We start from the raw sequence: 11,210 nt of genomic DNA on the forward strand, positions 1-11,210 counted from the left end.
TGATTTCTTATGCCAAAACATGATTCTAGCAAAAAGAAAGATACCGGACAACTCAAAGATGCAGAAAAAAAGTACCAGGCTTACATTGAAAAAAGAAACGAGCTAAACGAGATGGCACGTTTGATTCGTGAAGAAAGAGATATGATAAATGAAAGGCGGAAAGAAATCAAAGAAAAAATGGAAAAAGCCAAAGCAGAACGGGATAAACTTGTCTTAAAGATGAAGCAACACAGAGATATGCGTAATAAACTTCAGCAACAGGCGAAGGAGCTAATCGAGGCTAAAAGAAAGAAAAAAGGTGAGGTTTTCAAGAATCTACCTTTACGTGTTGAAGAGCTTAAAGCTGATTTTCAGATGTTGGAATACAAACAGCAAACGACTCCTATGTCACCTGCTGAAGAGAATGAGTTAATTGAAAAAATACGCCAGAAAAAAGCAGAGTACGAAAAATTTAAGAAAATGCTGCAAAAACAGAAGGTTATTGAGATAGACATCTCAGACAAAGACACTGCCATAGATGCACTTTTTAAGAAGGCTAATGAAGAGCACGAGAAGGCTCAGAAATATTATAATGAAAGCCAGAAGAAACACGAAGAGTTTATGAAGCTGGTTAACGAGTTTTCTATCTCTATAAATGAGGCGAACAAGAAACATAAAGAGTATATCGAGATTAAGAAAGAAGCTCAGGCGATTCATGAGAAGGCTTTTGAGATGAGATCCAAGATTATATCTATCCGTGGTGAGAAGAAAAAGCAGCGTGATGAAGCTAAAAGACTTATCCAAGAACAAAATCTGCAGGCTAGGAAAGCTGTTTTTGATAAGAAGAAGTTGGATGAGATTGCTGAAGAGTCACTTGATGAGTTGAAAAAAGGTAAAAAAATTTCATTATTCAGCTAGTATATCGCTGATAAACGAAAAAATAATCGGCAATTTTATATACTTTCTCATGTTTTTGCTTCGGCATGACAAAAAACAATGTTATTGGTATAGTAAGCTACGGAGCAAACATACCAAGGTATAGAATCAAATCCTCTGATATAGCACTAGCATGGGGAAAAGACCCAGACACTATAATTAATGGATTAGGTATAAACGAGAAATCAGTTCCATCACTTGACCAAGATGTTGCTACGATAAGTGTAGAAGCAGCTAGGGCGGCTCTTGCAAGATGCGATATTAATCCACAGGACATCGGTGCTATATATGTTGGTAGTGAATCTCACCCATATGCGGTTAAACCCACTGGAACCATTGTTGGCGAAGCAATAGGTGCCACACCTGATCTAAAAGTTGCTGATTACGAGTTTGCCTGTAAAGCTGGGACTGCTGCCATCCAATCATGTATGGCATTGGTAAAAGCAGACATGATAAAATATGGTTTAGCCATAGGATCTGATACATCACAGGCGGCACCTGGCGATGCATTGGAATATGCAGCTAGCGCTGGGGGAGCAGCATTTATTATTGGTAAAAAAAATGTGATTGCATCAATCAACTACACCTGTTCTTTTACCACTGATACACCTGATTTCTGGCGTAGAGAGGGAAGGAAATACCCATCCCATGGTGGACGATTCACCGGTGAACCAGCATATTTTAAACATATTGTGAACAGTACAAAAAACCTTATGGATCATGTTGGTACGAAACCAGAGGATTACAACTATGTTGTTTTTCATCAGCCCAACGGTAAATTTCCTATGAGGGTTGCAAAAATGCTAGGTTTTTCTCCTGAACAAGTTAAACAAGGTCTTTTATGCCCTTTTATTGGAAACACCTATTCTGGTGCATCTATGCTTGGTCTTGCATCTGTTTTAGATGTAGCAAAACCTGGTGACCGTATAATGGTTACAAGCTATGGCTCTGGGGCTGGTAGTGATTCATTTGATATAACAGTCACAGAACAAATAAATAAAATGCAAAGAAATAAAGCCCCATTGGTATCTCAGTTGATTGAGGATAAGGAATACATAGATTATGCTACATACGCTAAATTTAGGGATCTTTTGTATTGGGAGTGATAAAAGATGAGGGAGGTAGCAGTGATAGGTGTTGGTTTAACAGAGTTTGGTGAACTATGGGATAAATCATTCAGACAGCTAATCGCGGAAGCTGGGTCAAAAGCAATATTTGATGTAGAGGGGCTAGGTATAAAAGAGATCGATGCTTTGTACATTGGTTCTATGAGTGCTGGGAGGTTTATAAGCCAAGAACATATTGGTGCCCTTGTTGCTGATCACGCTGGTTTTTCGCATATGCATATACCAGCTATTAGGGTTGAGGGTGCATGTGCCTCTGGTGGCCTAGCTTTTAGACAAGGTTATCTCTCAGTTGCATCTGGTATTAATGACGTGGTTGTGGTTGGCGGTGTAGAAAAGATGACAGACGTAACAGGCAGCACGGCTTCTGATATTCTTGCAACATCTCTAGATCAGGAATGGGAAACGTTTTTTGGTGCAACCTATGCTGGTATCTATGCTATGATAGCAAACAGGCACATGTATGAATATGGTACTACAAGGGAACAGCTTGCAGAGGTTGCTGTTAAAAACCATGCGAACGGTGCTTTAAACCCTTATGCTCAGTTTAAGAAACCTATAGATATTAAAAGCGTGTTGAATGCACCAATGGTGGCATCTCCACTAGGTATGCTTGACTGTTCTCCCCTAAGCGATGGTGCCGCAGCCGTGGTTCTATGTTCTATGGATAAAGCAAAAAAGTATACAGATAAACCAGTTAGGATTATTGGTTCTGGTCAGGCATCTGATATGCTCCCACTGCATGGCCGTGAAGATCTTTGTACATTTGAGGCGACTGTTTACGCAGCAAAAGCTGCTTATAAACAAGCAGGGATACAACCAAAAGACGTAGATGTAGCAGAGGTACATGATTGTTTCACTATAGCTGAGATACTCGCAATCGAAGACCTGGGTTTTGTTAAAAAAGGAGAGGGTGGTAGAGCCATAGAAAACAAGATAACAACCCTTGATGGTCAAATCCCTGTTAACACAAGTGGTGGTTTGAAAGCCAAGGGTCATCCTGTTGGTGCTACAGGTGTAGCTCAGATCGCAGAGATCGTATTCCAGCTTAGAGAAGAAGCTGATAAAAGACAGGTTAAAGACGCAAATATCGGGCTTGCACATAACATTGGTGGTGGCGGGGCTTCCTGTGTTGTTCATATATTGGAGGCGATGAAAAAATGACAGACGCAGCTGTACCAAGGTTCTGGAGAGAGATACCGCAGAGATACAACCTAATTGCAAACCAATGTGGTGTATGTGACAAGGTTTATTTCCCCACGCGCGAGTCCTGCCCATATTGCAGACGTAAGAGTATAGGTAAAATGAAAAACATTAAACTCGGTGGAAAAGGAGAGGTTGTAACCTACACAATAATACATGAGGCACCTGAGCAGTTTGAAGGACAGGCACCGTACCCGATAGCGGTCATTAAGCTTGATGAAGGGGTAAAGCTTACCGCCCAGATCGTTGACTGCGACCCTAAAGATGTTAAAATTGGTATGAGAGTCCAATCAACATTTAGGAAGATACAGGAAGATGGTTCTGTAGGTGCGATCTATTATGGCTACAAATTTAGGCCCGTGAAATGAGAATATGGATATTAAAAATGCTTTATCTGAAAAAATCGCAGGCGAGATAACCCTTAGCCCAAAACCTGGTCAGACTATACGTAAATGGCGTAATATATTTGATATATCTCAGACTGATCTTGCGAATTTTTTGAAGCTGTCACCCAGTGTTATAAGTGATTATGAGTCTGGGCGTAGGAAATCACCGGGTATACAAACTATTAGGAAAATAATAGAGGGTTTTATTGAGATAGATAAAAAAAGAGGGGGAAAAATTTTACATCACTACCTTTCGTTGATTGAAACTAGCGAGGGAGTCATAGAGATGATGGAGTACCCATATTCTATAGCTGCTAATGACTTCATTAAAAGCATAGATGGGAAGATTTTGACGCCTAAAAATGTTGGTTTGGATAATAACGTAAAAGGTTTTACTTTGATTGATAGCGTTAAAATTATTGAGACCATGGATTCCACTGATTATGCACGTCTCTATGGTTGGAGTACTGATAGAGCATTGATATTTACTAATATTAGATATGGTCGTAGTCCTATGATTGCTGTTCGTGTACATCCCGTTAAACCTACTGTTGTAGTGTACCATAGACCAGGTTCTGTTGATCCTCTTGCAATAAAACTGGCTGAGCGTGAAAAAATTCCTTTGGTTCTTACAGATCTTCGTCTAGATGATTTAAAGAAGAAATTAGTTTCAATAGGGGAAAAATAGTTTATGGACTTAATGGGGTTATGTAGTATATGTGGTAAACCAGATGCTATGTTTACCTGTAGTTTATGTGGTAGACTAGTTTGCAGGAATTGTTTCGATATGCACAATAGTGTATGTTGTTTTTGTGCTAGTGGGAAAAATTAGTTTTGTTATAAAAAATTATATTTTTTAAATAATTTTATTAATATACACCAAAAATTTTATATATTGATTAATACAATATCTTGTTTGTCGGGGAGGTATAAAAAAATGAGGAAAAAAATTTTTGTTAAAAATGAAGAAGGTGACGTTCTAGGTCTACCTATGTACCTCATTGTTGTGATGATAGTAGCGGTTGCTGTCATCGCAGCAGTTATATACATGATTCCTAAAGGAACAAGAACCATGACCGCACAAGTAGTTAGTGGTGCTACCCAAACAGGAACAATACAAACCGATGGTTCAGTGAGTTTTGGTAGCTTTAGTGTAAAAGTTACTGTTACAACCAACGACGACCGACGTGATCCTGTAGTAGGCGCTACAGTAAGATTTTCTGGAGGCGGGGTAGTAGCAGAGGGGAAAACAAATGCTCAAGGCGAAGCTACTATAACAGTTAACGGTGCAAATCTTAACGTAGGAGTAAATGAGGCGTACATGAAAATGACAGTTAAAGCATCTGGTTTCGAAGATTTTGATGATGACTCAGCGGTATTATTGTACAGACCATCATAAGAATAAATAAGAATCGTATCGAATCTGGAAAAATACAAGTTAATCTAACACTATACCTAGTTTATTATTCATTTGAGTACAAAAAATAGGGAATAGTGGAGTTGGATAATTTGCTAGTAAACAAAAATAAGACGAAAAATAGAATAGAAAAGGATAGCTATTCATCAGAAGAAAACATACAATCATTTAGAAATTGGATAAGGAAAATAGAACAAACAACAAATAGTATAAGCTCTCGTCTTTCTGCCGTAGAAAAAAGGATATCTAGAAAAACAGATGATTCAGATAAAAAAATATTATATGGTACACTAGAAGAACCTATAAGCAGAGTTTTTACTGTTTTAAAAGACGAAGAAAACAAAAAAACCATTGAAGAAGCAGCTCAGGTGTTAGACAGCGAATTCTCAATAATGCAAGAAGAGATAAAATCATTACAAGATGATGTTGATGGGTTAAGAGAAAAAACCGATGAACTCAAATCACTTCTAAATAAAATAAATGAAAACATTAAGGTTAAACAAATTTATACTTCAAAGGTTTTGTATGACATCAGCTTGAGGTTAGAAAAAATTGAGCGAAGAGAGCCACCTTTTATGAAACTCGGTGATATGGAAATACCTATAGAGATCACTGGTTTTATCGGTGGCATACTTGTTTTCATAATAGCCGTAATGGTTGCTTTAGGACATAAAGAAATAGTGATATCCCCACTGTTCCTATTTCTCATAGGCATCGTGTTAATAGCGTCTACGTTACTAAAAACATTTAACATAAAGGCTTCAAATTCTAAACCCTTTAGAAAACCAAAACCTAGCAAAATCAATGATAGTTCCTAAAAAATTATTGTTTTACAATTTTTATCATATCCTGCTGAGAAAAAGTCTCGCGACATGCTGCCTTAACAGAGACATCAAGATAATCTTCGTTTACACCTTCTTCAAGTTTAACTGTTATATGAATAACGGTTTTACCATTCTCATCTGTAACACCAGAGCCTAAACCACCTGCTCCTTTGACAACAACATTTGCATTAACAATTGGGTGACCATCTATTTCGTTAACAAAAACAATGATATCAAGATCAACTGGGTCGCTACCAGATATAATATTCATCGTTGGTGTAATTGAAACAATCATCTTGCTAGGAAATAAACATGGGTTCAATACATATGACACTATCGCTGCTAATGCAACAGCTCCAATTATGAGCGATACGGTAAGCCTCATAGGCAAACCAAGAACAGCTTTTTTGTTTTTGATAAAAAACCTGAAACTATCACGGTAGATGAGATGCAGACGTTTCATAACAAAAATCATTTATTGATAGATAGTTATTTAAATATTTATATATTTTTATAATGAGTATACGACGTAAAATATGAAAGAATTAAACGTATCTAACAAAGAGGCGGTGATGGGTTTACCCATCTATCTCATAGTAGCAATTATCGTAGCATCCGCTATCACAGCAGTTTTATCAATATCTATATACAATGTTTATGTAGATTCACAATTTCATAAAACACAACAAGAGGTAAACAAAATTGTTTACGAAGCAGAAAACATGTTCGAATATGCAGATGAAGGAACAATGATAACAATCAAATGTGAATTCCCATCGTATATGAAGTTTGTTGTTTTCGGTGGTTTACCAAAAAACAAAACAAACGAAATAAATGATCTCACGTTGGATGAAAACACAAGCAACAACTATTTTTTTGTGATGAACAACGGAGAAATATCAGTCTCTCATTCAACTGCGAGATTCTCAGGTAAAAACACTAACCAGGTAGCTGTTTTCTACCCAGGAATTTATGATTTAAAACTTGAGTTAGTTAAAGAAGTTGATGGAAAAACGTATGTCAAAATTTACAAATGATGAAAAAGGTATAATGGGTCTAACGCTCTCACAAATTGGTTTGATAGTTGCGACCGGCGTAATTCTAGCTGCGGTTTTTTCGCTGATATTTCTTAATGATTGGCAGAGAAATGCGGAGTTGAAGAATATAGCAAATGTTTTTTCTACGTTGGTGGAAGGAGCTGAAACTAAATTTTTTGAGGAAACAACGGTTTTTAATTTCCCTAAAAAAGATTATGATTATAATGTTAGTATCTCATCAGAATATATTGTTGTGTCAGCTAAAGGAAAATTTGGTAATGAAATTTTTTGTAAAGAACGTTTTTTGATTAAACCATGGCCGCAGAAAAAAAATTCACCGTGGTTTGGTAGAATTGGTTTGCATAATTATTTAAAAGAAAATTTTGGAAATTCTGGTAATGTTTCTGATCCGATAAAAAAAATTTATATTGATGATGTTAAAAATTATTTTAAAGATGAGATGGAGAATTTAAACAAATCTTTTGCTTTATCGCCTTTTTATATCCTTAGAAATAAAACTGTTTACATAGAGAATGCTTTTGTTTATTATGATAACAATGACAATAATTTTTGGGATGATGCTGATGAGAAACAAGTTTTTATTTTTGTTTATCAAAAATGATTTTTAAAAAATGAATTTGCTGAAAAAAAAATATTTTACTATTTTGAAAATGAAAATTTTTTGCGTTTTTCTTCAAAAAATTTTAATACATCTTTATCGATATCATTTATGTTGTGAGTTGATAAAAAAAAGTATGATGATGTTTGAGGAGATTGGGAGTTGATGGGAAGTTGATGAACTTCCAGAAAGAAAAAGAGGGGGCACCATTTTTTAATTTTGAGAGTGTTGGGAACACTTTATTTACAAGAGCAAGAAACATCGAAAACGTTATTGGTTTTGGTAGGGTTCATATAAAATTTGAGGGTGTGAATCCAACTGGTACTCAAAAAGATAGGATTTCTGTTTATCACATTAATAAAAGTTTAGAGGGGGAGTATGATGGTGTCACAGTTGGTACTTGCGGTAACTATGGTGTTTCTCTTGCGTATTTTGCGAAACTAGCTGGTTTGAAAACTAAGATTTTGATTCCAGAAAAATATTTTATTACGCCTAAAAGGAAAATTGAACTTAATGCTCTTGGTGCTGAGATAATTACTGTTGATGGTAAATATGAGGATGCTGTTGAGGAGAGTAGGAGGGTAGCAAAGAAAGAGAACTTGTATGACGCAAATCCTGGTAACGATAGTGAGGGGTGGCGTGGTTATATGCCGATAGCTTATGAGATTTTTAATCAGCTTGGTCGTGTGCCAACAGCTGTTTCTGTGCCAGTTGGGAATGGGACTACACTGCTTGGTATTTATCATGGTTTTAAGGATCTTCTTGATCGTGGTTTAACGGATGTTATGCCTTATTTAGTTGGGGCGTCTACGAGTGGTGGTAACCCGATTGTTAATAGTTTTAAAAACGGTGATTCGAAGGTTGTGGATTTACGTCCAGATGAGCTGAGAGAGACTGCTGTGAATGAGCCGCTTATTAGTTATCATTCTTATGACGGTGATGAGGCTTTGAAGGCGATATATGAAACCAATGGTTGGGCTGATTACGTAAGTGATTCTCGTATGTTGCAGCTTCATACTCTGCTGAAGGATTTTGAGGGTTTGAATGTTCTTCCTGCGTCAACTAGTGCGATTGATGCTTTGATAAAATTCAAGCAGCATAGACAGTTGAGTAGTGATTATGTTTTGGTTTTAACTGGTAGGAAGTTTAGATAATTGCACGTATTTCAATGGGGGGATTAATACAAGTTTATGTTGAAGAACCAAGCTGTTGTATACGCTGACCGTCTTTATAGTTGTGCTGATGGTAAGACTGCGCATGGTCTTGTGCGATTCAGCAAAAAATATGACATTGTTTGTGTTGTTGATTCAACTTTACCAAAGAGTGATGCTGGCGAGATATTAGATGGTATCAACCGTGGTATACCTTTGGTAAATGATCTTGAGGAGGTTTTTTCTTTTGCTAAACCAGATACGTTTATTGTTGGAGCGGTGTCTGAGGGTGGTGTCCTCCCAAAAGGTTATGAAAAGGCTGTTGAATGGGCGCTTTCAAATGGTCTTGATGTTGTTTCTGGTTTGCATCAATTTATTTCTGATGACCCGGTTTTTTCCAAGCTTGCGGAAAAAAATAATTGCACAATCACTGATGTACGTAAGATATTTCGTGATCACAGACGTTTTTATACAGGTGAGATAAAAAATGTTGAATCTTTTCGTGTTGCTGTTCTAGGGACTGATTCTGCGATAGGAAAAAGGACACTCGCTGTGTTAATAGTTGAGGAACTAGAAAAACGTGGATACAAGGCAGACATGATTTACACTGGTCAAACTGGTTGGTTGCAGGGATGGCCACATGGTGTTATCATAGATGCTATGGTAAATGATTTTGTTTCAGGTGGTATAGAAGGTGCGATACTTGACTCCTGGCGTGATGAACAACCTGATTTTATGATTATTGAAGGGCAGGGGAGTTTGGTTCATCCTTTTTTCCCAGGTGGTTTTGAGATTCTGGTTGCTGGAAAAATCAATGGTTTTTTACTCATGGATGCACCAAAACGTCCTCATCTAGATGGTTTCCCAGGTTACCCTATGCCTAACCCAGAACGGGTTGTAAAAATAGCAGAGCTACTCACAGAAAAATCATTGTTTGGCATCGGCATAAACCATGAAAACATGAAAAAAACAGATATAAAATCAGCAAAAGAAAAACTAAGCAGAGAATTCCGTGTTCCAGTGGTTGACCCAATCTTTGATGGCGTAGATGCTATTGTTGATGTGTTGGAGGAGAAAACATGCCAAGTGAACTAGATAAGTTTTTGTGTTTCTCTTCGATTAATTTATCTGAACCCAAATTAGTTGGTAAATCAGTAAGAGCTGATGTGACGTTAAATAAAATCACTGGTGAGGAAAAAAAATTTTCCATGTTGGTTCGTTATGAAAATAACGTTGACGAAAAGCATCTGCCTTTGTTGAGAATGGCTTTTTGTATGCCCCTTTTGAATTATGGTCTTTTTTCAAAGAAACTTTTGTTGGATTTTCCTGTAAGTAAATCTGACCTGAGTCTATTGAATGATTTGAATGTTGTTTTCAGCGGGGATATTCTTGTTAACAAAATTCTGCGACGTCGAGCAGATTTTATTCTACCAGAGTTTATACCAGATAAGAAAAAGATAAAACCCGAGGATGCAAAACCTAGAGCATGTATAGAACCAAAAGAGGTTGTAAATGATTTTCCTGTCGCCAAGGGTATTATGAATCAAAACAGTTGTGGGATATTATCAAGTGGTGGGAAAGAAAGTCTTTTGACATATGCTTTGTTGAATGAGCTGGGAGTTGAGGTGCATCCACTTTATGTTAATGAAAGCGGTGGTCATTGGAGAACCGCTATACCTGCATATAATTATCATAGACGCATAAACCCAAATACTTGTCGTGTGTGGGTTAATGTAGATAGATTATACACTTTCATGCTTGATAACCTAAAATTTATAAGAAAGGATCATAGACTAGTAAAAGCAGATACTTACCCGATTAGGCTGTGTATTTTCCCGTTTTATATATTCATACTTTTACCAGTTTTTGTTGAACGCAGAATCGGTAATCTTCTTATGGGTAATGAATTTGATGACCTTAGACAAAAACCTGTGTATCTTGGTATAACACACTACTATGGGATATATGATCAGGAACAAATATTTGATATCAGGATGCATCAATGGTATAATAAGAGGATACCTGGTATGAATCAATGGTCTATACTCAGAGGTCTGTCAGGTCTTGTAGAAGAAAGAATACTTACAAGGCGTTATCCTGATCTTGCGAAATACCAGCGTTCATGTCACTCGTGCCACATAGAAAACGGAGAGATAGTACCATGTGGCAAATGCTCCAAATGCCTAGGGATTTTGTTGTTTTTAATTGCGAACAAGGCTGATCCAAAAGTTATGGGTTACAAAGATGAAGACATAAAGGCTTTCCCAGATAGAATTGAACCTTCTGATCTGCGTCTTGATGAGGATGAAAAAAACCAATCATTTTATTTGCTAAATGACAAAAAAAGATACCCAGATATAAAATATATAGATCATGTAGAAAAAATACACATAGACCCTGAGACTTGTGATATAAGTCTGATACCAGCACAGTTCAGAGACGGTTTGATGAGGATCATTGAGCAATATACCACTGGTTACTGTAAATTTCATGGTGAAAAATGGATAAACATAGAAAAAACTGAGGTTGAATCT

Annotated in this window: 13 protein-coding genes; 12 read left to right on the plus strand and 1 reads right to left on the minus strand. The window is 36.8% G+C overall.

Annotated features, from left to right (window positions below):
* The first annotated feature begins 9 nt into the window (after positions 1 to 9).
* From QHH19_00450 to QHH19_00480, 7 genes are all read left to right on the plus strand, one after another.
* On the plus strand, positions 10 to 897 hold the full coding sequence (locus QHH19_00450) for a hypothetical protein (protein MDH7516815.1): 888 nt from the start codon (positions 10 to 12) through the stop codon (positions 895 to 897).
* 65 nt (positions 898 to 962) lie between these two features.
* Complete coding sequence (locus tag QHH19_00455; protein MDH7516816.1) at positions 963 to 2,021, plus strand: hydroxymethylglutaryl-CoA synthase; 1,059 nt, start codon at positions 963 to 965, stop codon at positions 2,019 to 2,021.
* 6 nt (positions 2,022 to 2,027) lie between these two features.
* A complete protein-coding gene (locus QHH19_00460) occupies positions 2,028 to 3,203 on the plus strand; it encodes a thiolase domain-containing protein (GenBank protein MDH7516817.1) in 1,176 nt (391 codons plus the stop codon).
* Positions 3,200 to 3,610: a Zn-ribbon domain-containing OB-fold protein gene (locus QHH19_00465; GenBank protein MDH7516818.1), complete on the plus strand. Its 411-nt coding sequence runs from the start codon at positions 3,200 to 3,202 to the stop codon at positions 3,608 to 3,610. The genes QHH19_00460 and QHH19_00465 overlap by 4 nt, the downstream gene beginning before the upstream one ends.
* 4 nt (positions 3,611 to 3,614) lie before the next feature.
* A complete protein-coding gene (locus tag QHH19_00470; protein MDH7516819.1) occupies positions 3,615 to 4,316 on the plus strand; it encodes a helix-turn-helix domain-containing protein in 702 nt (233 codons plus the stop codon).
* Between the two features lie 249 nt (positions 4,317 to 4,565).
* Complete coding sequence (locus tag QHH19_00475) at positions 4,566 to 5,027, plus strand: hypothetical protein (protein ID MDH7516820.1); 462 nt, start codon at positions 4,566 to 4,568, stop codon at positions 5,025 to 5,027.
* A 101-nt stretch (positions 5,028 to 5,128) separates the two neighbouring features.
* Positions 5,129 to 5,863 carry a hypothetical protein gene (locus tag QHH19_00480; GenBank protein ID MDH7516821.1) on the plus strand — a complete coding sequence of 245 codons (735 nt, stop codon included), beginning with the start codon at positions 5,129 to 5,131 and terminating at the stop codon, positions 5,861 to 5,863.
* Positions 5,864 to 5,867: 4 nt separating this feature from the next.
* On the opposite strand, the gene QHH19_00485 is transcribed toward QHH19_00480, so the two are convergent.
* Entirely contained in the window at positions 5,868 to 6,332 is a 465-nt protein-coding gene (locus QHH19_00485; protein ID MDH7516822.1) for a hypothetical protein, read from the minus strand.
* 73 nt (positions 6,333 to 6,405) lie between these two features.
* On the opposite strand from QHH19_00485, the gene QHH19_00490 reads away from it, so the two are divergent.
* The 5 genes from QHH19_00490 to QHH19_00510 all read left to right on the plus strand — a co-directional run.
* Positions 6,406 to 6,906, plus strand: a complete 501-nt coding sequence (locus tag QHH19_00490; GenBank protein ID MDH7516823.1) for a hypothetical protein — start codon at positions 6,406 to 6,408, stop codon at positions 6,904 to 6,906.
* A complete protein-coding gene (locus QHH19_00495; protein ID MDH7516824.1) occupies positions 6,887 to 7,528 on the plus strand; it encodes a hypothetical protein in 642 nt (213 codons plus the stop codon). The genes QHH19_00490 and QHH19_00495 overlap by 20 nt, the downstream gene beginning before the upstream one ends.
* 143 nt (positions 7,529 to 7,671) lie before the next feature.
* Positions 7,672 to 8,679, plus strand: a complete 1,008-nt coding sequence (locus QHH19_00500; GenBank protein MDH7516825.1) for a pyridoxal-phosphate dependent enzyme — start codon at positions 7,672 to 7,674, stop codon at positions 8,677 to 8,679.
* A 36-nt stretch (positions 8,680 to 8,715) separates the two neighbouring features.
* Positions 8,716 to 9,771, plus strand: coding sequence for a DUF1611 domain-containing protein (locus QHH19_00505; protein MDH7516826.1), 1,056 nt, complete (start codon positions 8,716 to 8,718; stop codon positions 9,769 to 9,771).
* A partial coding sequence (locus QHH19_00510) for a hypothetical protein (protein MDH7516827.1) occupies positions 9,756 to 11,210 on the plus strand: 1,455 nt, incomplete at its 3' end. The genes QHH19_00505 and QHH19_00510, both read left to right, overlap by 16 nt.

Source organism: Candidatus Thermoplasmatota archaeon, assembly GCA_029907305.1.
In the GTDB taxonomy this organism is placed as follows: Archaea; Thermoplasmatota; E2; order DHVEG-1; family DHVEG-1; genus JARYMC01.

Excerpts from the sequence above, each read along its gene's own strand:
- QHH19_00450 (MDH7516815.1), top strand. The coding sequence starts at position 10 with ATGCCAAAACATGATTCTAGCAAAAAGAAAGATACCGGACAACTCAAA.
- QHH19_00455 (MDH7516816.1), top strand. The coding sequence starts at position 963 with ATGACAAAAAACAATGTTATTGGTATAGTAAGCTACGGAGCAAACATA.
- QHH19_00460 (MDH7516817.1), top strand. The coding sequence starts at position 2,028 with ATGAGGGAGGTAGCAGTGATAGGTGTTGGTTTAACAGAGTTTGGTGAA.
- QHH19_00465 (MDH7516818.1), top strand. The coding sequence starts at position 3,200 with ATGACAGACGCAGCTGTACCAAGGTTCTGGAGAGAGATACCGCAGAGA.
- QHH19_00470 (MDH7516819.1), top strand. The coding sequence starts at position 3,615 with ATGGATATTAAAAATGCTTTATCTGAAAAAATCGCAGGCGAGATAACC.
- QHH19_00475 (MDH7516820.1), top strand. The coding sequence starts at position 4,566 with ATGAGGAAAAAAATTTTTGTTAAAAATGAAGAAGGTGACGTTCTAGGT.
- QHH19_00485 (MDH7516822.1), bottom strand. The coding sequence starts at position 6,332 with ATGAAACGTCTGCATCTCATCTACCGTGATAGTTTCAGGTTTTTTATC.
- QHH19_00490 (MDH7516823.1), top strand. The coding sequence starts at position 6,406 with ATGAAAGAATTAAACGTATCTAACAAAGAGGCGGTGATGGGTTTACCC.
- QHH19_00495 (MDH7516824.1), top strand. The coding sequence starts at position 6,887 with ATGTCAAAATTTACAAATGATGAAAAAGGTATAATGGGTCTAACGCTC.
- QHH19_00505 (MDH7516826.1), top strand. The coding sequence starts at position 8,716 with ATGTTGAAGAACCAAGCTGTTGTATACGCTGACCGTCTTTATAGTTGT.